20 protein-coding genes are annotated in these 22,082 nt (G+C 54.2%); 10 read left to right on the top strand and 10 right to left on the bottom strand.

Translation table 11 applies throughout. The annotated features are described in order from the left end of the window. Positions 1-6 precede the first annotated feature (6 nt). From FE848_RS10740 to FE848_RS10730, 3 genes are read left to right on the top strand one after another with little or no spacing between them, the layout of a single operon-like run. A complete protein-coding gene (locus FE848_RS10740; RefSeq protein WP_200202813.1) occupies positions 7-375 on the top strand; it encodes a PepSY domain-containing protein in 369 nt (122 codons plus the stop codon). Continuing rightward, positions 372-1,043: a response regulator transcription factor gene (locus FE848_RS10735; RefSeq protein WP_200202812.1), complete on the top strand. Its 672-nt coding sequence runs from the start codon at positions 372-374 to the stop codon at positions 1,041-1,043. The genes FE848_RS10740 and FE848_RS10735 overlap by 4 nt, the downstream gene beginning before the upstream one ends. Beyond that, complete coding sequence (locus FE848_RS10730; RefSeq protein ID WP_200202811.1) at positions 1,040-2,401, top strand: sensor histidine kinase; 1,362 nt, start codon at positions 1,040-1,042, stop codon at positions 2,399-2,401. The genes FE848_RS10735 and FE848_RS10730 overlap by 4 nt, the downstream gene beginning before the upstream one ends. Here FE848_RS10730 and FE848_RS10725 read toward each other — a convergent pair. The 4 genes from FE848_RS10725 to tmpT all read right to left on the bottom strand — a co-directional run bounded on the left by FE848_RS10725 (position 2,390) and on the right by tmpT (position 8,125). Continuing rightward, on the bottom strand, positions 2,390-3,949 hold the full coding sequence (locus FE848_RS10725) for a SpoVR family protein (RefSeq protein WP_200202810.1): 1,560 nt from the start codon (positions 3,947-3,949) through the stop codon (positions 2,390-2,392). The two genes, FE848_RS10730 and FE848_RS10725, sit on opposite strands and share 12 nt — an antisense overlap. Continuing rightward, a complete protein-coding gene (locus FE848_RS10720) occupies positions 3,946-5,241 on the bottom strand; it encodes a YeaH/YhbH family protein (protein WP_200202809.1) in 1,296 nt (431 codons plus the stop codon). The genes FE848_RS10725 and FE848_RS10720 overlap by 4 nt, the downstream gene beginning before the upstream one ends. A gap of 68 nt (positions 5,242-5,309) precedes the next feature. Further along, positions 5,310-7,232, bottom strand: coding sequence for a PrkA family serine protein kinase (locus FE848_RS10715; protein WP_200202808.1), 1,923 nt, complete (start codon positions 7,230-7,232; stop codon positions 5,310-5,312). A 239-nt stretch (positions 7,233-7,471) separates the two neighbouring features. Further along, positions 7,472-8,125, bottom strand: coding sequence for a thiopurine S-methyltransferase (gene tmpT, locus FE848_RS10710; RefSeq protein WP_200202807.1), 654 nt, complete (start codon positions 8,123-8,125; stop codon positions 7,472-7,474). Between the two features lie 74 nt (positions 8,126-8,199). On the opposite strand from tmpT, the gene FE848_RS10705 reads away from it, so the two are divergent. The 4 genes from FE848_RS10705 (at position 8,200) to lpoB (ending at position 11,747) form a co-directional block, all read left to right on the top strand. Continuing rightward, entirely contained in the window at positions 8,200-9,135 is a 936-nt protein-coding gene (locus tag FE848_RS10705; protein WP_200202806.1) for a D-2-hydroxyacid dehydrogenase, read from the top strand. Between the two features lie 64 nt (positions 9,136-9,199). Beyond that, a complete protein-coding gene (locus FE848_RS10700) occupies positions 9,200-10,675 on the top strand; it encodes a COG3014 family protein (RefSeq protein ID WP_227715297.1) in 1,476 nt (491 codons plus the stop codon). A 63-nt stretch (positions 10,676-10,738) separates the two neighbouring features. Next, positions 10,739-11,131: a DUF1425 domain-containing protein gene (locus tag FE848_RS10695; protein WP_200202805.1), complete on the top strand. Its 393-nt coding sequence runs from the start codon at positions 10,739-10,741 to the stop codon at positions 11,129-11,131. A 13-nt stretch (positions 11,132-11,144) separates the two neighbouring features. Next, positions 11,145-11,747 carry a penicillin-binding protein activator LpoB gene (gene lpoB / locus FE848_RS10690; protein ID WP_200202804.1) on the top strand — a complete coding sequence of 201 codons (603 nt, stop codon included), beginning with the start codon at positions 11,145-11,147 and terminating at the stop codon, positions 11,745-11,747. A gap of 31 nt (positions 11,748-11,778) precedes the next feature. Here the strand turns inward: lpoB and FE848_RS10685 are convergent, their stop codons facing one another. After that, entirely contained in the window at positions 11,779-13,032 is a 1,254-nt protein-coding gene (locus tag FE848_RS10685; RefSeq protein WP_200202803.1) for an OmpP1/FadL family transporter, read from the bottom strand. 197 nt (positions 13,033-13,229) lie between these two features. On the opposite strand from FE848_RS10685, the gene FE848_RS10680 reads away from it, so the two are divergent. Further along, the gene (locus FE848_RS10680; RefSeq protein WP_200202802.1) at positions 13,230-14,564 is read left to right on the top strand and encodes a YihY/virulence factor BrkB family protein; all 1,335 of its coding nucleotides are present in this window, start codon (positions 13,230-13,232) and stop codon (positions 14,562-14,564) included. Here the strand turns inward: FE848_RS10680 and FE848_RS10675 are convergent. The 4 genes from FE848_RS10675 to FE848_RS10660 all read right to left on the bottom strand — a co-directional run bounded on the left by FE848_RS10675 (position 14,542) and on the right by FE848_RS10660 (position 19,123). Then, positions 14,542-15,582, bottom strand: coding sequence for an HDOD domain-containing protein (locus FE848_RS10675; protein ID WP_200202801.1), 1,041 nt, complete (start codon positions 15,580-15,582; stop codon positions 14,542-14,544). The genes FE848_RS10680 and FE848_RS10675 overlap by 23 nt on opposite strands. Before the next feature lie 108 nt (positions 15,583-15,690). Beyond that, a complete protein-coding gene (locus FE848_RS10670) occupies positions 15,691-16,920 on the bottom strand; it encodes a DUF445 domain-containing protein (protein ID WP_200202800.1) in 1,230 nt (409 codons plus the stop codon). Positions 16,921-17,025: 105 nt separating this feature from the next. After that, positions 17,026-17,760, bottom strand: a complete 735-nt coding sequence (locus FE848_RS10665; RefSeq protein WP_200202799.1) for a 16S rRNA (uracil(1498)-N(3))-methyltransferase — start codon at positions 17,758-17,760, stop codon at positions 17,026-17,028. Positions 17,761-17,773: 13 nt separating this feature from the next. Continuing rightward, on the bottom strand, positions 17,774-19,123 hold the full coding sequence (locus FE848_RS10660; protein ID WP_200202798.1) for an adenosylmethionine--8-amino-7-oxononanoate transaminase: 1,350 nt from the start codon (positions 19,121-19,123) through the stop codon (positions 17,774-17,776). A gap of 181 nt (positions 19,124-19,304) precedes the next feature. Between FE848_RS10660 and FE848_RS10655 the strand changes: the two genes are divergently transcribed. Next, positions 19,305-19,793 carry a DUF2505 domain-containing protein gene (locus tag FE848_RS10655; protein WP_200202797.1) on the top strand — a complete coding sequence of 163 codons (489 nt, stop codon included), beginning with the start codon at positions 19,305-19,307 and terminating at the stop codon, positions 19,791-19,793. Positions 19,794-19,831: 38 nt separating this feature from the next. Beyond that, on the top strand, positions 19,832-21,328 hold the full coding sequence (locus tag FE848_RS10650; RefSeq protein WP_200202796.1) for a type VI secretion system PAAR protein: 1,497 nt from the start codon (positions 19,832-19,834) through the stop codon (positions 21,326-21,328). A gap of 541 nt (positions 21,329-21,869) precedes the next feature. On the opposite strand, the gene FE848_RS18715 is transcribed toward FE848_RS10650, so the two are convergent. After that, positions 21,870-22,082 (bottom strand): hypothetical protein (locus FE848_RS18715; protein WP_227715295.1); only part of this gene is annotated, 213 nt, incomplete at its 5' end.

Here is a 22,082-nt window from a genome sequence, read left to right as displayed (position 1 = left end):
GAACCCATGAAAAAACTGCCCTGCTATCTTCTGAAGCTGATCATCCCCACCGCTGCGTTTATTGTTGCGGCGTTTGCCATTGCCTTGTGCCTGACCCTTCCCATGCCAGCCTCCGCAGATGAAGACTGGCGCAAACTCCATGAAGAGGTGCAGGCCGGCCGCATAAAGCCCTTGGGTGATATTCTGGACAGCCTGCTGCGCGACTGGGATGGCCAGGTGATTGATGTGGAGTTTGAGGAAGACGATGGCCGGCGGATCTACGAAATCGAACTGCTGGGCTCACAAGGCCAGGTGGTGGAGTTTGAAGTGGACGCAGTAACCGGTGAGCTGATCGGCATTGAGGGCAAAAACATCAAGGGAATGAAGCGCCAATGAAAATTTTACTGGTAGAGGATGATCAACCGCTGGCACAGGGGCTTGCCGCTTCACTTGAGGATGCCGGCTTGCTGGTGGAGATCGCAGGAGACGGCCGTACCGCGGATTTTCTGATCACTACCGAGCGCTACGACGCAGTGATTCTGGATCTCGGGCTACCCGATGGCAACGGCGCTCAATGGTTGTCCGGATGGCGCGAACAGGGCATTGAGTTGCCGGTTCTGATTCTGACCGCGCGTGAACGCTGGTCAGACAAAGCCGCAGGTTTTTCTGCGGGCGCCGATGACTACGTCACCAAACCGTTTGAAACGGCCGAAATCCTGTTCCGGTTGCGAGCCCTGGTGCGCCGGGCCCATGGCCACGCCCACCCGGTTATCCGCATAGGAGATATTTCTCTGGATACACACAGTGCACAGGTTACCCGTGCCGGAATGCCGGTATCCCTGACGGCTCAGGAATTCCGGCTGCTTTCCCATCTTGTACATGCCGCGCCTCGCGTGGTCAGCCGTGCGGAGTTAACCGAGCATGTGTATGACGGCGACACAGAGCCTGATTCCAATGTGATTGATGTTCAAGTCAGCCGCCTGCGGCGAAAACTGGGCAGCCGGAGTATTGAAACCTTGCGCGGCCGGGGCTACCGGATGGTTTCGGATAACACGGCATCATGATATCGGCAGACAAGCTGCGCCGACTTCCAATAGCCACACGAATGCTGGCGTCGGCACTGGTGCTGACTGTGCTGATACTGCCGGCTGCCGGCGCTCTGTTGTCGTGGAATTTCAGGGAGGCGGTGAATACCGCCTTCAATGAACGACTTGAAAGCCTGCTCAATGTGGTCATTGCCGGCGTCAGTTATGATGTTCGGCAAGACACTCTGGTGACCAACAGACAGCTGGGTGATTCCCGTTTTGATCGTGTGTTTTCGGGCTGGTACTGGCAAGTGCGTGATGAGGGTGAGCGGGTGCTTACTTCCCGCTCGCTATGGGATCAACGGCTGGCCATTTCTCATGAGCCTGGCATGGCCTTTCGAACCATCATCGGGCCCAGAGATAAACAGCTCCGGTTGCTGGAGCGCGATATACGCCTTCCCAACCTTGATGAGGTTTTACATGTGCAGGTGGCCGCCAGCCTGGATGAAGTCGAAGCACAGGTTGCGAGGTTTCAGACCTTACTGTGGTTGTCGTTGGCGACACTGGGCGGTCTTCTTATTGTGCTGACCGGATTGCAGATCCGCTGGGGACTGGCGCCTCTGCGCCGGATTGAACAAAGCCTGAAAGCGGTAGAACAGGGTCGCCAACCAGCCATTGAGACGAACCTGCCCAGAGAGTTGGCACGGCTGGCGGACGCGATCAATACCGTGCTGGATAGAGATCAGCGCCTGATGGAGCGGGGTAGAACAGCTGCCGGTAATCTGGCTCACGCCCTGAAAACTCCGGTCGCGGTACTGGGCACTCTGGTAGAGCGCTTGCCCCAGGAGCAGCAACAGGCCATGGCTGCGGAACTTAAACGCCTGGATGAGGCTGTAAGGCACCATCTTGCCCGTGCTTCCGCAGCAGGACCGGTCGCACTGGGAGCGGAACAGGAACTCATTGTCGTACTCAAGCCCGTGGTTGAGGGTGTTCGGCGCCTAGCGGGCAGGCGCGGCCTGGAGTTTCATAGCGAGTTGAACTCAGGGCTCAGGGTGCGGATTGATGCCCAGGACTTGCAGGAAATTGTCGGAAATCTGCTGGAAAATGCGATCAACTGGGCTAAAAGTTTCATAAATTTGACCGGCACCGTTGAAGGGGGCTGGCTGGTGCTCAGCGTTTCAGACGATGGGCCTGGCATGTCTCCGGAAACCCGTCAGCAGGCTCTGAGCCGTGGTGGCAAGCTGGATGAAGCAAAGTCCGGTTCCGGGCTGGGGCTATCGATAGTTACTGAATTGGTGGAGTTGCACGGCGGCGAGCTCCGGCTGGATGACAGCCCCGAAGGCGGCTTGCGAGCCGAAGTGATTCTGCCCCTGGCCCAGCTGCGCTCAGGGGGTTAACGGCGGCGGGTGCGGGCAATGGTACTCATGCAACACCCTACCTTCGTCGACACTTTCAAGATGCACATCAAAGCCCCAGAGCCTGTGTGCATGCCGCAGCACTTCTTCTGTATCTTTGCCCAGAGGCACTCTGTCCACCGGCACATGCCTGAGCATCAGTGAGCGGTCGCCCCGTAAATCCACGTTCCACACCTGAATATTGGGTTCCCGGTAACTGAGGTTGTACTGGCGTGCCAGTTTCTCCCGCAATTCCCGGTAGCCTGGCTCGTCGTGAATGGCCGTTACCTTGTAGTTGTCTTCCATATCGTCATCCTCAATGGCAAACAGCCTCAAGTCCCGCATCACTTTGGGCGAAAGGAACTGCTGGATAAAACTCTCATCCTTGAAGTTGGCCATGGCAAAGTGCAGGGTTTTCACCCAGTCTGTGCCGGCGATGTCGGGGAACCATTCGCGATCCTCATGGGTGGGTGTTTCGCAGATTCGGCGCAGATCGGTGAAGATCGAAAAGCCAAGAGTGTAAGGGTTGATGCCGGAGTACCAGGGGCTATTGAATGGTGGCTGGTACACAACCGCCGTGTGGCTCTGCAGGAACTCCAGCATGAAGCCATCGGTTACCAGACCTTTCTCGTACATTCTGTTCAGCAAGGTGTAATGCCAGAAGGTAGCCCAGCCTTCGTTCATCACCTGGGTCTGGCGCTGTGGATAGAAGTACTGAGCCAGCTTGCGCACAATCCTGATAATCTCCCGTTGCCAGGTTTCCAGTAGCGGGGCATTTTTCTCGATGAAGTACAGCAGGTTTTCCTGGGGCTCCTCCGGGTAGCGTTTTTTGCGCTTTACCGGGTCTTCATCCTCGCTCATTTTTGGAATGGTGCGCCACAGATCATTCACCCTCCGTTGCAGGTATTCTTCCCGCTCTTCCTGGCGCTGGGCTTCCCTGGCGGCAGAAATGGGTGCAGGTCGCTTGTAACGGTCAACGCCGTGGTTCATTAACGCGTGGCAGGAATCCAGTATTTGCTCAACTGCATCCACGCCATAGCGCTCTTCGCATTCGGATACATAATTCCGGGCAAACACCAGGTAATCAATAATGGCACTGGCGTCTGTCCAGGTGCGGAACAGGTAATTGCCTTTGAAGAAGGAGTTGTGGCCATAGCAGGCATGGGCGATGACCAGTGCCTGCATGGGCAGAGTGTTTTCTTCCATCAGGTAGGCAATGCAGGGGTTGGAGTTGATGACTATTTCATAGGCCAGCCCCATCTGCCCGCGCTGGTAGCCTTTGGAGGTGCTGAGAAACTGCTTGCCGAAGGACCAGTGATTGTAGCCAACCGGCATGCCAACCGAGCTGTAGGCATCCATCATTTGCTCGGCGCTGATTACTTCAACCTGATTGGGGTAGGTGTCCAGGCCGAACTCGGCAGCGCACTTGGCGATTTCTTCATCGTACTGCCGAATCAGATCGAAGGTCCATTCCGAGCCAGTGGAGATGGGCTTGCGAGTGGCCGGGCTGTCATTGCCTGGCGCATTGGGGCGGTCTATTGCATCGCTCATGCCGCTTTCCTTTCAAACAACCGACGGAAAACCGGGTAGATCTCGCTCGGGTCGGCAATTTGCTGCTGGGCAAAGCTCCCCGGAAATTGCTCCTGTACCCGCTCGTATTCGTGCCAGAGCATCTGGTGATCCTGAGGCGTAATCTCCACATAGGCAAAGTACTGCACCAGGGGCAGAATGCGGTCAGTTAAAAGCTTGCCGCAGATGGGGGAGTCGTCGTTCCAGTTGTCGCCATCGGAGGCCTGGGCTGCATAGATATTCCACTCTGCAGGCGAGTAGCGGGAGTCGATGATCTTGTGCATCAACTTCAAAGCACTGGAAACAATGGTGCCACCGGTTTCCCGGGAATAGAAAAACTCTTCTTCATCCACTTCCTTGGCGCTGGTGTGGTGGCGGATAAACACCACATCGATTTTCTTGTAGTTCTTTTTCAGGAACAGGTAGAGAAGGATGAAAAACCGTTTGGCGGTATCCTTGTGCATCTGGGTCATGGAACCGGACACATCCATCAGGCAGAACATGACGGCGCTGGTGGCCGGTTTGTGCTGCTTCAGGTGCTGTCGGTAGCGCAGGTCGATTTCATCAATGAAGGGGATGCGTTTTACATTGGCTTTCAGCCGGGCAATTTCGTCCTCAAGCACCCGGATTTGATCATCGTGGCTGAAGGCTGCATCCAGATCGGCAGGCGCGCTTTTGAGGTCCGCGAGTTGGGCCTCAAGTTCACGAATTTTCTTCTTGCGTGCGCCACCCAGACCCAACCGGCGAGCATGGGCACCGCGCAGTGACCGGATAACGTCGAGCTTGGCGGGTACGCCTTGGGTGCTGAACCCGGAACGCACATAATTGAAGGACTCGGTATCCTTGAGCTGCTTTCGGACAAGGTTCGGGAGTTCCAGATCATCGAACAGGAAGTTCAGAAACTCGTCCTGGGTAATCTGGAAGGCAAATTCATCCATGCCTTCGCCATCTGGGCTGGCATTGCCTTGCCCCTGACCCTGGCCGCCACCACCTTCGGGCTTGGGCAACAGGTCTCCCGTTACAAAATCCCGGTTGCCCGGGTGAACCATCTCGCGATGACCACCCTGGCCGTGATGAAACACCGGCTCATCAATGTCCCGCGTGGGAATACTGACGCTCTCCCCCCGTTCTATGTCGGTGATTGAGCGCCGGTGCACCGCATCCGAAACCGCCTTCTTGATGTGATGCCGGTAGCGGCGCAAAAACCGCTCCCGGTTCACCGCGCTCTTGTTCTTGCCATTCAGTCGTCGGTCGACAATGTGGGTCATACCCATAATTCACACTCCACTTACACGTTCGGGGCAAAAGCTGCAGGCCGGTTGTGCCCGGCCATACTGCCCTGCTAGTGCGACTTGCGAACTCGCAGGTACCATTCTGCAAGCAGGCGCACCTGCTTCTCGGTGTAGCCCCGATCGACCATACGTTCGACGAACTGCTTGTGCTTGCTTTGATCCTCCTGGCTGGCTTTGGGATTGAATGAAATAACCGGCAGCAGGTCTTCGGTGTTGGAGAACATCTTCTTCTCGATCACGCTGCGGAGTTTTTCATAACTGAGCCAGGACGGGTTCTCACCCTGATTATTGGCTCGTGCCCGCAGCACAAAGTTGACCACCTCGTTGCGGAAATCCTTTGGGTTGCTGATGCCCGCCGGCTTTTCGATTTTTTCCAGTTCCTCGTTGATAGAAGAGCGGTCGAGAATTTCACCGGTTTCAGGATCCCGGAACTCCTGATCCTGAATCCACAGGTCGGCATAGGTCACATAGCGGTCGAACAGGTTCTGCCCGTATTCGCTGTAGCTTTCCAGATAGGCTGTCTGGATTTCCTTGCCAATAAACTGAACGTAGTGCGGTGCCAGGAATTCCTTGATGAAGCGCAGGTAGCGCTCCTGAACTTCTGGCGCAAATTGCTCCTGTTCAATCTGCTTCTCAATTACATACAGCAGATGAACCGGGTTGGCGGCCACTTCGGTGGTGTCAAAGTTGAACACCTTGGAGAGAATCTTGAACGCAAACCGGGTAGAGAGGCCGTCCATGCCTTCGTTTACGCCTGCAGCATCCCGGTATTCCTGAATGGATTTGGCTTTGGGGTCTGTGTCTTTAATGTTCTGGCCATCGTAAACCCGCATCTTGGAGAAGATGCTGGAGTTCTCCGGCTCCTTGATGCGGGAGAGCACAGAGAACTGCGCCAGCATGTCCAGAGTGTCCGGTGCGCAGGGCGAGCCGGCAAGGGAGCTGTTTTTCAGCAGCTTCTTGTAGATCTCCACTTCTTCCGTAACCCGCACACAGTAAGGCACCTTGACGATATACACCCGGTCAAGAAACGCCTCGTTGTGCTTGTTGTTGCGGAAGGTTTGCCACTCCGACTCGTTGGAGTGAGCCAGAATAACGCCATCGAATGGCACCGAACCCATGCCTTCGGTGGTGTTGTAGTTGCCCTCCTGAGTTGCGGTTAACAGTGGGTGCAGTACTTTGATGGGCGCTTTGAACATCTCCACAAATTCCATCAGCCCCTGGTTGGCTTTGCACAAGCCGCCACTGAAGCTGTAGGCATCGGGATCATCCTGGGAGTAATCCTCCAGCATGCGGATGTTCACCTTGCCCACCAGGGCAGAAATGTCCTGGTTGTTGTCGTCTCCCGGTTCGGTTTTGGATACGCCAATCTGGTCCAGCACAGAAGGGTATTTTTTTACCACGCGGAACTTACTGATATCGCCGCCAAACTCGTGCAGGCGTTTCACTGCCCAGGGGGACATGATGTTCTTGGTGTAGCGTGTTGGGATCCCGTACTCTTCTTCCAGGATGGCCGCGTCTTCTGCCGGATCAAAAAGCCCCAGGGGGGATTCGTTTACCGGGGAGCCCTTGATGGCATAGAAGGGCACCTTCTGCATCAGGTATTTGAGCTTTTCCGCCAGTGATGATTTACCGCCACCAACCGGTCCCAGCAGGTAAAGGATCTGTTTCTTTTCTTCCAGGCCCTGAGCTGCGTGCCGGTAGAACGACACGATGTTTTCTACGGCTTCTTCCATGCCATAGAATTCGGAAAACTCCGGGTATCGCTTGATGATTTTGTTGGAAAAGATGCGCGACAGACGTGGGTCGCGGGACGTATCGACAAACTCAGGTTCGCCGATGGCGATCAGTAGTCGTTCTGCGGCCGATGCATAGGCCGTTGGGTCTTTCTTGCAGATCTCGAGATATTCCTCGAGGCTGTATTCTTCTTCCTGGGTGCTCTCATACCGGTTTTTAAACTGCTGCAGTATGCTCATGGGTAGCCCCTCGCTCGCGGTTCTTTAGCTTCTAATGCACGCAATATCCCCGTTGGGTTTACGGTCGCCTTGGTGGCGATTCGTTTTGGTTATGGGTGGCTGGAATCATCCGTTCTGGCCGGCCGCGATCTGTGTCGGGTTTCGGCCTGCTCTGTCTGAGCTTAGTCCACGGTCACGAGGTTGGACAGGGAGCAAATGGTTAAGGTTCATTAAATTATGTTATTGCCATGGCCTCAGCCTCAGCGTTTGGTAAGCTGGAAAACACTCTCCGTAGCGCTGGCAAGGCCTTTGCGTTTGGTGAATGGATTGTCGCTGGCAAGAGTGTTGGTAAGAACACACTTGATGTCATAGTCAGCGCTGTAGAGCTCGTGAACTTCATCGTCGCTAACGTTGAATGGCGGCCCGGTGATTTTTGCGTTGTAGTCCAGAGTAATGAGCAGAATGCGTGTGCCGTCGGGGATGACGGCCGTAAGATGATCCACATAAGGCTTGCGCATCGACTGGGGTAAGGCGATCAAGGCGGCGCGGTCATATACCAGACGTATGTGTCGCAGATCATCTGGCACCAGTTGAAAGAAATCACCGCACCAGAGTTGCAGGCTGCCGTGCTCGAAGGTGGTAAATGGCTCGCTTGGGTGCACCATGGCTTTCTCGCCAGCCTCAGCAAAGAAATCCTTGCAGGCGATTTCGCTCAGCTCCACGCCGATGACCGGGTGCCCGCGATCATGTAGCCACCACATATCGTGAGCTTTGCCGCACAAGGGCACCAAAACACCCTCTGTGCCGCCGCCAGAGAGTTCGGGCCAATGGTCGTACAGGTATTTGTTGACGGAACCTTCGTGGAAGCCGATTTCTTTTTTGCTCCAGCGTTCGTGCCAAAAGTCATGTTCCATGGTTGCTGCTCCCTTACTTGGACGTTTGATTCAGTCTACCCTAATCTTTGCGCATATTGACGAAGGACAAACCTATGAAAGCCGTGTTTCTTGATGCCACTACGCTTGGCAACGATGTCGATTTGACCCCCATTGAGCAGGTTGCCGGCGGCATAGTGAAACATGCCGCGACAGCGCCGGGTGAAGTGCTTGAGCGAATTAGGGGCTTCGATACGGTGCTGGTGAACAAGGTGGTACTTACCCGGGCGCATATCGAACGATGCCCGGAGCTGAAAACCATTGCTGTTGTAGCTACCGGGCTGAACAACGTTGACCTGAAGGCGGCAAAAGATCACGGCGTTCGGGTGCTGAATGTCACGAATTACGGGCGCTCAACCGTGGCGCAGCACACCATGGCACTGATGCTGGCGCTGGCAACACGCCTGCTGGATTATGACCGGGATGTGAGGGCAGGGCGCTGGGGCAAAAGCGACATGTTTTGCCTGATGGATCACCCGATCCTGGAACTGGAAGGCCGAACCCTCGGTATTATTGGCTATGGCGATCTGGGCCAAGGCGTTGCTGAGCGGGCCAAAGCCTTTGGTATGAAAATATTACTCGGTGCCAGGCCCGGGCAGCCGGCGGGGGAGACAGATGGCTACCCGCGGATTCCCCTCGATGAATTGCTGCCGCAAGTAGACGTGCTCTCGTTGCACTGCCTGCTCACCGACGAAACCCGAAATTTGATTGGCGCTCGAGAGTTGCAGATGATGAAGCCCGATGCCCTGCTGATTAATACCAGCCGCGGAGGTTTGGTGGATGAACAGGCGCTGGCCGATGCACTTCGTAATGGCGTGATCGGCGGCGCCGGGTTTGATGTGCTGACAGAGGAGCCGCCACAAAATGGTAATCCCTTACTCGCCGATGGAATTCCGAATCTGATTGTTACACCGCACTCGGCTTGGGCCAGTCGCGAAGCGCGGCAGCGGATTGTGGAAATTACCGCGCATAATCTTGCATCGGTTTCTTGAAGGATCATAAGGCGGGGGAGCAACAGAGAGTGGCAGGGGGATATGGTTTGCAGGGTATGACGGTTTGATAAAACCTTGGTGTGCAGTTTTTGTAGTTGTTGCGGCGGCCATGCTTTCAGGGTGTTCGACAGCGCAGCATCGCGACCAGCTAGCCTTGTTCAACTCAGCCTATGCTGCCGGGGACTACGACTCTGCACTGAAGGCGGTGAGCTTTAGCCAACCCGAAAACAAGCCAGTTGATTCCGGGGCGCACCTGCTCGAATTGCTGCATCAGGGCGAAATGTACCGTTTGACTGATCGCAACAGTGAGTCTGTGAAGGCTTATGATCTGGCTGAAGACGGAATGAAAAACCTCGACACGGCGGGACTGTTTGAAAACACCGTGGAAGGCTTGATGGCCGTGATGGTTAACGACTCCGAGCGCGACTACAAAGCGCTGATGTCTGAGGCGGTTCTCGTCAACACATACAAAGCACTGGCGTTCCTGGCTGAGGGCAACAATGACTATGCCAGAGTGGAATTTAACAGAGCCAATGATCGTACCCGGCGCGCCGTTGAATTTTTTCGCAAGGAAATCGCGGAGCAGCAAGCCGTTCTGAAAAGTGAGGCTCAGAGCGGCAACAGAAAAGCCTCTATGGTGCAAAGCAGTCTCGGGAGCAGGGAATTCCAGTCAGCAGTCCATAATCGCTACGGTTCATCGTCGACCTGGTCTGTGTTCCCTGAATTTATTGTACCCGCAAGCACCTGGCTACACGGCATCTATTTTCTGGCCAATGCCGAAGGCGGTGCTGACTATGAGCGTGCCGCCACCTCACTCAAGCGGGTGGCAGAAATGAGCCCGCAAAGCGCTGCGCTGCGGGCTGATGCAGACTTGGCAACCGGCCTTGCCTCCGGTACTCAGAGCCTTGCAGCCTTGCCATCACAGGTGTGGGTTGTGTATGAAAACGGGTTGGGCCCGGTTTTGAGAGAGTCGCGCCTCGATGTGCCTCTGATATTGCTTCATGGCAACCAGCAAGTACCGGCCTATTTTGGAATTGCGTTGCCTGAATACGCCGAACGTCCCGCTATACCCGGTAGTATTGGTGTGTCAAACGCCTCTGGCCAAGTGGCAACAACGGAACGAATCTCGGATATGGGCAAGGTGTTTCGTACTGAAATGAAAGAGCGCTTTCCGGGGGTGTTGGCCCGGGCCGTTACATCGGCGATTGGCAAGGCAGTTCTTCAAAAGGAAGCCGCTGATCAGTTCGGCCCGATAGGCCAGCTTTTCGCGACCGTATTGACTGTTGCAACAACCCAGGCGGATCTGCGCAGTTGGCAAGCCCTGCCTAACCATTGGCAGGCTGCTCGCATCGACCGCCCGGACGATGGGCACCTGACACTGCTGGGTCATCGGGGTGAGGTGTTGGGTAACCTGGACGTTCCACAACAGCCTTTCACCCTGGTGTATGTTAAACGACCGACCGCTCAGGCACCGGCAACAGTGATAATCATGGATTTGCAGGGTAAAACGAATGCGACTTTTGCACGCTTTCCCGAGTAGCATGAACCTTCACGGGTTTCACAGATCAAGTAATCAATACACCAGAAAAGCAGGATGTTCGTTATGAAATCGTTATTCTTGGCCAGCTTGCTGGTTCTTGGTTTGGCGGGCTGCGCTTCTCAGCCAGAAACCAACACTACAATGATCGACCGTCAGGAGCTGAGGGTCGATCCTGAAGTGGTCTATGCCGCAGACGTAACAGAACTCTTCAAATCGAGACTGACACTGCCTGATGGCAGCAGCCTCCTGCAGGTGCAGTTTGCTGTGGAAGCGAGATCAGATACAGAGCTGGCTTGGAAGGTTACCTGGTTCGATGACCTTGGCAGGGTGGTGAAGGGTGTTGGCGAGAGCTACCGCCAGGCGACGTTGCTAACTGGCCAGCCCCGCTATTTTAAAGCGACCGCTCCGCATTCCCGAGCCACCAGTTTCCAGTTACATCTTCGTGAACCTAAATAAGAAGGAAAACCCAATGTTGATACGTGCCCTTGCCATTTCTGTCGGTATTGCTGTTCTGGCCGGCTGTGCCGCGCCCACCCGCTATATTGACCCGGCTGCAGACGATGGTCCTGTAGCAATGACCATGGATTACCGGGACTTTGAAAAAGCGGCAACCGACGCTGTAGAAGATATGCTTTCCAGCGGTGCCGTGAACAACCCGGACGGCAGCCGTTACATCATGGTGGTAAGCCGCATAACCAACGACACCATGCAGCGCATTGATACCGACCAGCTCACCAAGAAAATCCGCGTATCACTGCTGCGCTCAGGCAAGGTTGTGACTACCACCGCTGTTGGTCTCAACGGTGCTGAAGATGAAATGAATATGAAGGCGCGAGAGCTGCGAGATTCCGAGGAGTTTGATCAATCTGGCGTGCAGCGCAAAGGCACGCTCCAGGCGCCCGACCTGAGCCTTTCAGGAAAGATTCTCCAGCGTAATCACAAGGTAGGAAAAGAGCAGCAGGTTGAGTATTACATCCAGCTGTCTTTGACAGAATTGGCGTCTGGTCTGGCCATTTGGGAAGGTGAAACCCCTATCATCAAACGGGGGTCTGACAAGTCGGTTACCTGGTAAAAGCAGGCGGGGGTGCCCGCCTGCTTTAAGCTCAGAACTGGTAGCCAACGCTTAAAGATGTACCGATCTGGGTCATACCCAGTTCAATTTCCTGGCCGGGGCCCATGGGGTTATCGCCCCGGACGTTTTTACGTGGTGAGTAAAATGCCATGCCGGACACTTCCAGGCTTTCGCTGAAGTGATGGGTGAAGCCGCCGGTGAAGTGCCACTCCTGAACGCCCGGTGCAAGGATATTAAACAGTACTTCCTCATCGGGAATCGGTTGTTTGCCGTAGCTGACACCGGCGCGCCAGGTTTGAGCTGCGTCTTGCTGCCACTGCCACCCCAGTTTGACGATGGTCATGTCGTCCCAGCCAAAGCCGGCACCCTGATCGTCACCCAGTTGAGCTTGCATCAGATTAGGCATCATCGGGTTGCCGACGCTGTTGATGTCGCTGTAACGGATGTGCTGAACATCCAGCAGAAGCCAGTGGTTTTGAATGCCAGACCATGCAACGCCTGCGTTGAACATTTGTGGAATATCGAAACCACCTTGCTCGGCAAACAGACCTTCGTATTTGCTGAACTCTTCCATTTCGATAATCGTGCGCCAGCTAGCCCCAGCGCGAAGAGTTTCTGTTACTTGCCCCTGCCAGCCAATTTGAAGGCCATAGCCCCAGGCATCATCGGTGCCGTTGTTGGTTAATGCGTTCGGGTTGGAGGAGAAGCCCGAAAAATTGCGCAAACCTTCGGCCTTGAAGCGCTGGTAGGCAATCAGTGGTGAAATGCCCAAAGCTTGCCCTTCAGAGAACTCCCAGGACCAGGTGGGCGCAATGAAAACCTGCTCCAGATTTACTCCGGTTTTACCCCCTCCAAACGTCCCGCCATTATCACCAGAGTATTCGGTGTTCATGCCGCCATTGGCAAATATAGACAGACCCAGGCTGTGGCCGTTGTCCAGATCACGGTTATAGCCGAAGTGAGGAATGAAAAAGGCTTTGTTCTCACTGGATACAGCACCTGGCGCCAGATAGAAGGTCTGCGCTGTATTGGGGGCACCACCTTCAACTGTGTAGCTCCGGCGAGGAGAGAAAATTTCCAGCCCACCGTCTGATCTGCTGCCAACAAACGCCATGCCTGCCGGGTTGGTCGCCGCTGCCAGGCTGTCTTGTGATAACGCCGAACCTGCGCCTGCCATACCAGCGCTGATGGTTCCGTAGCCATGGCTGAAGTAGCCGTTGGTTGCGAGAACGGTGGTTGGGAGAGTTGCGAGAGCTATAGCTCCTAACGCAGATTTGATGCGCATGTAAAGACCCGGTTGGTTAAGCGACATATCTTAGGTAGGCATCTTTTTACAGAATTGTTGTTATAAGGGGAAGTGAAAAATGATGATGTGGTTATATCGAATTGAGTGCCTCGCAAAAAACTGTTAATCAGTCATACTTGAGCGGTATCGGATATCTAGCTGATAATCTGAACAAAACAGGAACAACAGGATCTAAAGTGGCCTCTTTCCAATTCAAAGAACGACTCCAGGCAGCAGAGACATGGATTCTTGCAAACCCGAATCCGCCGCAAACCTGGCCCTGGACCCTGTTATACAAGGCCGGGCGTTCCATTTATGCTCTCATACGTGATGTCGTCAGCGGCCAGTTAACCCTGCACGCCATGAGCCTGGTATACACCACACTGCTGAGTATTGTGCCGCTGTTGGCGTTGAGTTTTTCGGTGCTGAAAGCACTTGGTGTGCATCAGCGCATGGAGCCTTTCCTGTTTCAGTTTTTTCAGCCTATGGGGCCTGAAGGCGTTGAAATGGCAGAGCGCATACTGGGCTTCGTAGACAACATGAAGGTGGGAGTGCTGGGCTCTGTGGGTCTTGCGTTACTGGTGTACACCGTGGTGTCGCTGGTTCAGAAAATAGAGCGGTCATTCAACATGATCTGGCGGGTGCCAGAGATGCGCTCCGTGGCCCAGAGGTTCAGTAACTACCTGAGCGTTATCATGGTTGGGCCTCTGTTAATGGTATCGGCTATTGGCGTAAGTGCGACGATTTTTTCTTCGTCTTTTGTGCAGACGCTGATTGCCATTGAGCCATTTGGCTCAGTGATTCTTGTGCTCAGCCGCTTTACGCCGTTCTTTCTTGTGGTGGGCGCCTTCACCTTTGTATACGTGTTTATGCCCAATACCCGCGTAAAGCTGCGGTATGCGTTTATTGGTGGTCTGGTTGCCGGGGTTTCCTGGCAGGCTGGCGGAATGCTGTTTGCGTCGTTTGTCGCAGGCTCAGCCAAGTATGCCGCAATATATTCCAGCTTTGCGATCGGCATTATCATGCTGACCTGGATATACCTGAACTGGATGATTCTGCTTTTGGGCGCCAGCCTCGCGTTCTATTTGCAAAACCCGGGTTCGGTTGCCAAGCGCAGTCATGTTCAACTGTCTCCAGAGCTTCAGGAAAAAATTGCTTTGGCCATGATGTGGCTGGTGGCTCGCCCCTTCAGTGAGGGCAGTACAGCACCGCAGCAGGAGGTTCTGGAGCAATCCTTACGAGTGCCAGGAGAAGTTACGCGAGGAGTAAGTGACAAGCTGATTCGTGCCGGCATACTCACGCTTGCCGGCCGCCAGGGTGATCAGTTGGTGCCGGGGCGGGCGCTGGATCTTATTACGGTGGGAGATGTGCTGAAGGCCGTTCGCCACGACGAGGATCGCGTGGTGGACCGGCTGCCTCCGGTGTTCCCCCCTGAGTTGCTCAAAGGAGAGCGGGAGAATGAATCTACTACGTTTGCCGTCTTGCTGAAAAATGCCCCTGGCGCAGAGGCTAACCGCGAGCGCCAGCGCTGAGAGCGGCCTTCAAAGCTACCCGTACGCGGCCTGTCTGTTCTGTATCAAGGCTTAGGATTTTCTCGAGGTCTTCCTCGGGCAGGTTGCGCTGGTGGGCATGACGTAATACTTCTCGGCTGCCTATCACCATGCCATCCACCAGGGTTGTACCTTCCCGAGCGGGCGCCGGGCGTTCTGCAGACATAAGGTACGCATGGTATTTGGGCGGAAGCCCCCACTCACTGGCAATCACCTGCGAAGCCACCCACTGATAGCGTGCCAGAGCTGTGCGAACCAGTACCACGTTTGGCTCTCCAGCCCCAGGCTGAGCCTTGCATATCTGCTGAAGCTCTCTACGGAGGGTGATATAGGATAATGCCGGTAGCAGGCCGACGGTGAAGCAGGCGCTTGCGTCCTCCCCACGAAGCTTTGCTATAAATTCTGCTGCACGGGCACACGTAAGGCCCCATTGCCAGGCACGCTGGGCAAACAGTGCTTCCCGGCTATTTCGGGCTGCCATCATAGGACGCATAACAGCTGCTGAAATCACATTCCGGATGCCATCAATACCAAGGATGAACACGGCCTGGTCGACAGACTCAATGGTGTGATCGCCGGTGCGGAAATAAGGGCTGTTGGCAATCTGCAGTATCTGATTGGTTAAAGAGGGGTCTCCCAGAATAATCTGGCTCAGCTTCTGCCGATCGCCAGACTCGTCCGAGAGGGCTCTCATAAGCATGGGGAGCGTCATGGGCTGCCGTGGCAGCTCTTCCATCTTTTTGTTCGTGAGGCGGTGTTCCAGCTCTTGCAAGGCGCGTTCAGATAATGACTGCTCATCCCGTAGCTTTGCGGGGCCGGTGTCGAGTAACCAGCAGAAGAGATTTTCTTCAAGCTGCATTGTCAGGCTTTGTGCGTCTTCGGCTGATTCGGCAGGCTCAGTAGTTTTCGCAGGATTGAACAGTCGCGCCTCAGGAGCCGGAGGAGGTGAGGGTTGCTCAGTTTTAAAAAAATCTGCTACCCAGGAAAAAAAGCCTGGCATCCGTTGCCTCCGAATGAATCAGTCGTGAAACTGTACGTGCCTGTAACTTGCAGTATAGGGGGCCGTCGCTGCATTGCACAGGCTAAACCTTTGCTGCCAGTAGACTATTTACACCAGCGCTCCACCGAATACAAAAATGAGCTGGCAGACACCTGCCGCACACCCAAGCATTGCGCCTACAAGAATCAGCTTGATTTCATCTTCCTGGAAGCAGGGGCGAAGCAAATCCTGAAACTCCTCGGAGGAGAGGGCAATCATTCGCTCCACCATAATTGCTTCAACAGCACGGGCACGGTCAGTCTCAAACATCGGGTTGCTGAAAGATGTTTTTGATATTTCGATAGCCTTTTCGCCCACCTGGTTTTTCAGAGTAGCAAAACCGGTTGGACCAAAAGCCATTTGGGTCAGAGCTTTGCCCATGCCAGCGGTTTCATCAACCAGCGGCTTGATATGCTTTTTAACCATATTGCGGGCGCGATCACCTTTTGGGCCCTCCATTATGGCTTCAATGATATTGCCAACCGTTAGAATCTCGTGAGTGATAATGTGGCAGAAAGAATGGGCCACCTCAGGTTGCCGCTTGAGGAACAGCCCCTGAATCTTGAAAGGGCCGACCTTTTTGGCATGCAGAGGCCGGAAGATCACGTTCAGGGCGATCCAGTTGGTGGCCCAGCCCACCATCAAGCCGAAGAAAGGCAGTACCCACCAGCTTTGATAAAAGTACCAGACAGCCATCTGAATAAGGCCGAACAGGAAGCCGAAATAGAGACCGGAATTCACAATAAAGCGAAACTCTGCGTCGCCACACTCCAGGAAAATGCGGTTCAGCAATTGCTTGTCGGCTGTCAGTTTCTCAATGGTCATGGTTTTGATATCAAGCAGGTCTTCTACGTTGTTGGCGATATCGTCGACCAGGTTGTCTACCAGTTGCGGTGCAGATTTGCGCACCCGGTCGTAGACCATTTTCCGGGCAGAAGCGGGGAGGTTTTCCCAGAACGTCGGGTACTCCCGCAGCATCATTTCGTCCACATACTCTTCGATGCGGGGCTCTACAGATTGGACAATATGAGCCGCGAGTATTTTGGGGTCAATCTGTTCAAAAATCTCCCGCACGGTGCCGATTTTGGAAATAGTGGCGTCTACGGCGATGGCGGCCATTTTACCTGCTTTGGAGGGAATGATGCCCTGCCAGCCCAGCAGAGGGGGCTTGCCAACAAACTCTAGCGGAAAGAAGGTCATTTTGATGGCAAGCCAGTTAGTGATCCAGCCAATCAGGGCAGCAATAATGGGAATACTGAGGTATTGCCAGAATTCGGGGTTGCTAAACAGGTTTGTCATCCGGAGGTTGCACTCGCTTTTTTGTTTATGTCTGCGGGCAGAAGCATGTTTGGAAGGTGCGCGGCTGTCAATGACCTGAGAGCCCTCCCGGGATGGCGGAATGATCTAGCCTGCCATGTCACCCCATAACCACTGACACAAAGCCATGGCGGCAACGGGTGCAGTTTCTGTTCTCAGCACTCTCGGACCGAGAGCCACAGGCAAAAACCCTTCCTTCTCCGCTTGGGCAATTTCATCGGCGGTGAGACCGCCCTCGGGCCCAATCATCAAGGCTACGCTGTCAGGCTTGGCCATAGAGCTCAGTGATTGTTCAGTGCGGTGGTGCAGCACCAGCCGCAAATCGCAGCTACGACTGTGCTCCAGCCATTGCGCTACGGTCATAACCGGCAGGATTTCCGGTATACGAGCACGACCGCATTGTTCGGCAGCGCTTATGGCAATTGACTGCCATTGGCGCAAACGCTTGTCTTCCCGGTCGCCTTTAAGCTTTACCTCACAACGCTCAGTGGTGAGCGGCACGATTCGGGACACGCCCATCTCTACCGCTTTTTGAATGGCGTAATCCATGCGGTCACCCTTCGACAAAGTCTGACCAAGGGTGATTAACAGGGGGGATTCAGTAAGGTTGGCTTCGGGCGCAGCGACTAGCACTTCAACACGCTTCTTGCTCGCTTCCGTAATAGTGGCAGGGTAATCCTGGCCATCCCCGTTGAAGAGTCTCAAAGCTTGCCCTGGCTGCATGCGCAGCACCCGGCCGACATGCTGGGCAGCGTTCTCATCCAGATCTGCATGAGAGCCTTCGCTCAAAGGCGAGTCGGTATAAATTCTGGGGATGCGCATGTGTGTACCTTGATCAGTCCCTAACAGCTATATCGATACCTTCGGTCGCAACCTGGGCCAGATGGCGTATCTGATCTTCAGTAATGACGTAAGGCGGCATGAAGTAAACCACATTACCCAGGGGGCGAAGCAAGGCCTGGCGGGTGAGAGAGTGCTGATACACACGAACACCCCGGCGCTCCTGCCAGGGGAAGGGTGTTTTCGAGGCTCTGTCTTTCACCATCTCAATTGCCAGAGTCATTCCGTGCTGGCGGATATCCCCAACATTCGGGTGATCAGCCAGGTGAGCTACGGAATCAGCCATGCAAGCCGAAAGTCTGCGGTTGTTCTCAATCACGTTATCATCCCGGAAGATGTCCAGAGTGGCCAGTGCCACGGCGCAGCCGATGGGGTTGCCGGTGTAGCTGTGGCTGTGCAGAAAGGCCTTCAGGGTTTCGTAATCATCGTAAAAGGCGTTGTAAACCGTATCGGTGGTCAGCACAACGGAGAGTGGCAGATAACCAGCCGTCAGGCCTTTGGAAAGGCACATGAAATCCGGGGTGATGCCAGATTGCTCACAGGCAAACATGGTGCCGGTGCGGCCAAAGCCCACCGCAATTTCATCTGCAATCAAATGCACGCCGTAGCGGTCACAGGCTTCACGTAGCTTGGTGTGGTAAATCGGATGGTGCATGCGCATGCCGCCGGCGCACTGGATCAGCGGTTCCACCACAACGGCACAGATTTCTTCGTGCTTTTCTTCCAGCAGTTTTTCCATGGCTTCAAACTGACGCAGGGCATAGGCCTCGTCGGCTTCGCCTTCTTCCTTGTTGTAGGCGTCGGGTGAGGGCGCGGTCAGCACTTCCATCAGCAATGGCTGATAGGTGTCCTTGTACAAAGCCACGTCGCCCAGTGCCAAGGCACCCAGGGTTTCACCGTGATAACTGTTGCTCAAATTCACAAAATTCTTTTTGCCGGGTTTTCCCTGGTTCTTCCAGTAATGGAAGCTCATCTTGAGCGCAGCCTCGATGGCCGATGATCCGTTGTCAGCGTAGAAGCATTTGTTCAGGCCTTCGGGGGTTACTTCGATAAGCCGTTCAGACAAATTGACCACAGGCTCGTGGGTAAAGCCCGCCAGAATGACATGCTCCAGCTCATTGATTTGCTTGTTGATGGCTGCGTTTATTCTGGGGTTCGCATGGCCGAAGAGGTTAACCCACCAGGAGCTGACTGCGTCGATAAACCGGTTGTTTTCAAAGTCCTCCAGCCAAACACCTTCGCCTCGTTTGATGGGCACCAGGGGCAAGGTTTCGTGGTCTTTCATCTGTGTGCAGGGGTGCCATACAGATTTGAGGCCGCGGGCGACGAGGTCGGCATTGCGCATAGAGAGTCTCCGGTAAGGCGATGGTTCTGAACTGTTAATGTGGCGGCTGTTAACCTCGGGTGATAATACAGTTAACAGCGGCGACTGACTACTATGCCAATACCCATCGACCGGATGGCCAATGCACCCACTTGGCTGCCCCCTGACAATTCCTGCACAATAAAACAGAGGCGCATATACGATGGAAGTTCAACTGACCCACCCCTACCAGGCCGGCATTGAGCGAGTGCTTGGGGCTTTCTTTAACGAGGATCATATCCTTGAGAAAAACGCTTTGTTGGGCTCCCGTAATGTGCGTGTCGCAGAGTTGGAAAAAGGCGAGACTACGGCAAAGCTGGTTATTGAACGGCAGATGACAACTTCCATGGAGGTGCCAGGTTTTCTTTCCCACTTCCACCGTGAATGGAACCAGGTGCGGCAAGAAGAGCACTGGTTTCGTAAAAGTGACGGCGAATGGCATTGCGAATTTCGTGTGCACATTGAAGGCGTGCCGGCAAAAATCAAAGGCATGATGAGGCTGGAAGGCTCAGATGATGCCTGTACCAATCATGTGACCCTGAGTGTGCGCTGCGATGTGCCGCTGGTGGGTAAGAAGATCGCAGCATTTCTGAGAGACGACTCACACGCCAAAATAGAGCGTGAGTATGAAACCATACTGCAGCTGCTATAATGCGCCCTCACGGATGAATACAACGCAAAGGATGCGTCATGAGCAAAGCAGTTGTGCTTCTCGGAGACTTGGGCTCTGATCACCAAGGTTTCCCGCCTACGCCGGTGCTAGCCGGCTCCCCCGATGTACTGATTGATGGCAAACCAGTCGCCCGAGTGGGCGATCCATTGGCGCCTCACTCCAAACCGAAACATCCTCCACACCCACGCGCCATTGCTGCCGGTTCTGGCACTGTGCTGATTAATGGCATGCCCGCAGCAGTGACTGGTGGTGCTATTACTTGTGGTGGCGTGACGATTGGTTCGGGGTCGGTGGTCATTGGCGATATTCATGCGCCGGCAGCATTTTCTGGCGTGACGCCCATGGCATTAACCGCCAGGAGTGCACCTGCAGCCAGACAGGCTTCGTTGTCGGAGAAAAACACATCTACCGCTGAAGCATCGAAAGCTCCCAGTCAGACGGGAACACAGCGAGAACAGTCCGCCCCTGTTGCGAGCCTGAACACCGCTGAGAAAGCCACTGGTGAGCCTGTCGTCAAACAGGATCCGACGGTGAGTGAGCCTGGTTTCCACGTTGTTCGTCAGCCAATGAGCAAAAACGAATTACTCACACTGCTCTATGGCGATGCGTCTGCCAAACCGGATAATTTTGAACGCCTAAATCCCGGATTAAATAACCGGATATTGCCTGGCGAAATGATTGTGATCGCCGATCCCAACAGTCTTGAATGCACGATTGAAGAAAACAACCTGATGGAAGTTGCCCAACAGGTAAACCAGGAGGTTCGTCAGTTAAGTGAGCAAGAAGCTCAATTCATTGTCGACCATTACGACCTGCTGGAAATGATGACATCTAATGCCGCAACGGGTCTTGGTGTGGGGGCCACCATGATTGGGCAACAGATCAAGAGCATCAACACTACATTGAAAGAACTGGAGGTTCTGCATCAGGATACCTTCCGAAAGCATGGAAAGCTGAGCCATCCGGAGTTCTTTGAGCAGCGTCAACGTTTGTTTACCAAGCTGGACTTCGCGCTTGGTAAAGTGGCCAAGAAAGGGATGTCACTGGATGATAATGCGAAACTCAAGCGGGCGCTGGGGTTGTCGTCCAAGAGCATTGTTCATGAGTGGAAGGCTTCGGGCGTGGGTGGTATTCCGGGGTATGGCACGAATTACACAAAAGTTTCTGGTGCTGCTCGTTTCATTGAGAACGGAGGGCGATTGGCTCTAGCGTTGGATGTTGGCTTAACGGGATATAAGATCTATGAGGCGTGTTCGGCTGGTCGAGCGGAGCAGTGCGAGCAAGTTGGGTTTACTGAATCTGGGCGATTGGTAGGAGCTGTTGCTGGAGGAACTGCTGGCGCTGTCGTTGTCCCATTGCTCTGCGTCGCTATTGGCGTCGGAACTGTGGGCGTTGGCGGTATTGCGCGCGGAGTTGTTGCTTCAGGTGTAGGCAGTGTGGTCGGTGGCAACGTGTTTGGTGAGCTGGGAGCCTCGGCCGGAGAGTTGATATACGAGGTGCACAATGCTGACTGAGGAAGTTAGGATTATCGCAGCTTATATTGTGTATGGCGGTATCTTTATCAGTCTGTTGCCGATTCTAGTAATGGTTACTTGCGGGTTTATTTACGTACGCAAAGTTGAGGAGCTTGTAGCGACGAAAGAGGGAAGCATATCTAGTGTAATGACAATTTGGTCCGACGGTGTGATTGGCCGCTTGGTAAGGAGTAGCCATATTTTTGCGTATATAGTTCTGAGAAATTGCCGCGTGTCACCCTTAAAAAAAAGAGCGGCTTTGCTCGGAGATCCGGATGTGCCCTTGCCTAGAAGTTGGCAGGCCTGGTGTTTGATACCTGCCTTGGCAATGTATGGGGTTCTTGCTGTTGTTCTGGTGGCCGGAGCTGTCCTTTAGCGCTACTTGGGGTTTGTTTTAGGATACGTCCGATTGATATTAACTGTGTGCGAAGTGATGACTGACGAAAGTATTGTCATCGCGGCATACATCGGCTTCGCCAGCCTTTTTTTGGGCCTGATACCTCTTCCTATTATTGTCACTATTGGGTTTCGATACGCAGCTCTAATCGAAGATCGCGTGGCCACTGATTCGGGCGGCATCGAAGCTGCAAGAATGTTTTGGCAGGGACGAATGATCGGTCGTTTTTTCAGAAGTAGTCGTCCCTGCAAAACCAAAAAACTGAAACAAAGCAATGAGTTGGCTTGAGTTTCGAGTATAATATCCACCATAAATCTCCCCGTTTCGCCCAAAAACCGGAAGAAAACGCCATGATTC

The organism is Marinobacter sp. 1-3A, from assembly GCF_016597775.1.
GTDB lineage: Bacteria > Pseudomonadota > Gammaproteobacteria > Pseudomonadales > Oleiphilaceae > Marinobacter > Marinobacter xiaoshiensis.
This window is presented reverse-complemented; position numbering and strand designations above follow the sequence as displayed.

What these genes read in the sequence shown, in the direction of transcription:
- FE848_RS10655 (WP_200202797.1), top strand. Translation starts at nt 19,305, where the DNA reads ATGGAAGTTCAACTGACCCACCCCTACCAGGCCGGCATTGAGCGAGTG.
- FE848_RS10740 (WP_200202813.1), top strand. Translation starts at nt 7, where the DNA reads ATGAAAAAACTGCCCTGCTATCTTCTGAAGCTGATCATCCCCACCGCT.
- FE848_RS10660 (WP_200202798.1), bottom strand. Translation starts at nt 19,123, where the DNA reads ATGCGCAATGCCGACCTCGTCGCCCGCGGCCTCAAATCTGTATGGCAC.
- tmpT (WP_200202807.1), bottom strand. Translation starts at nt 8,125, where the DNA reads ATGGAACATGACTTTTGGCACGAACGCTGGAGCAAAAAAGAAATCGGC.
- FE848_RS10695 (WP_200202805.1), top strand. Translation starts at nt 10,739, where the DNA reads ATGAAATCGTTATTCTTGGCCAGCTTGCTGGTTCTTGGTTTGGCGGGC.
- FE848_RS10675 (WP_200202801.1), bottom strand. Translation starts at nt 15,582, where the DNA reads ATGCCAGGCTTTTTTTCCTGGGTAGCAGATTTTTTTAAAACTGAGCAA.
- FE848_RS10725 (WP_200202810.1), bottom strand. Translation starts at nt 3,949, where the DNA reads ATGAGCGATGCAATAGACCGCCCCAATGCGCCAGGCAATGACAGCCCG.
- FE848_RS10685 (WP_200202803.1), bottom strand. Translation starts at nt 13,032, where the DNA reads ATGCGCATCAAATCTGCGTTAGGAGCTATAGCTCTCGCAACTCTCCCA.
- FE848_RS10730 (WP_200202811.1), top strand. Translation starts at nt 1,040, where the DNA reads ATGATATCGGCAGACAAGCTGCGCCGACTTCCAATAGCCACACGAATG.
- FE848_RS10735 (WP_200202812.1), top strand. Translation starts at nt 372, where the DNA reads ATGAAAATTTTACTGGTAGAGGATGATCAACCGCTGGCACAGGGGCTT.
- FE848_RS10705 (WP_200202806.1), top strand. Translation starts at nt 8,200, where the DNA reads ATGAAAGCCGTGTTTCTTGATGCCACTACGCTTGGCAACGATGTCGAT.
- FE848_RS10665 (WP_200202799.1), bottom strand. Translation starts at nt 17,760, where the DNA reads ATGCGCATCCCCAGAATTTATACCGACTCGCCTTTGAGCGAAGGCTCT.
- FE848_RS10670 (WP_200202800.1), bottom strand. Translation starts at nt 16,920, where the DNA reads ATGACAAACCTGTTTAGCAACCCCGAATTCTGGCAATACCTCAGTATT.
- FE848_RS10715 (WP_200202808.1), bottom strand. Translation starts at nt 7,232, where the DNA reads ATGAGCATACTGCAGCAGTTTAAAAACCGGTATGAGAGCACCCAGGAA.
- FE848_RS10650 (WP_200202796.1), top strand. Translation starts at nt 19,832, where the DNA reads ATGAGCAAAGCAGTTGTGCTTCTCGGAGACTTGGGCTCTGATCACCAA.
- FE848_RS10720 (WP_200202809.1), bottom strand. Translation starts at nt 5,241, where the DNA reads ATGGGTATGACCCACATTGTCGACCGACGACTGAATGGCAAGAACAAG.
- lpoB (WP_200202804.1), top strand. Translation starts at nt 11,145, where the DNA reads ATGTTGATACGTGCCCTTGCCATTTCTGTCGGTATTGCTGTTCTGGCC.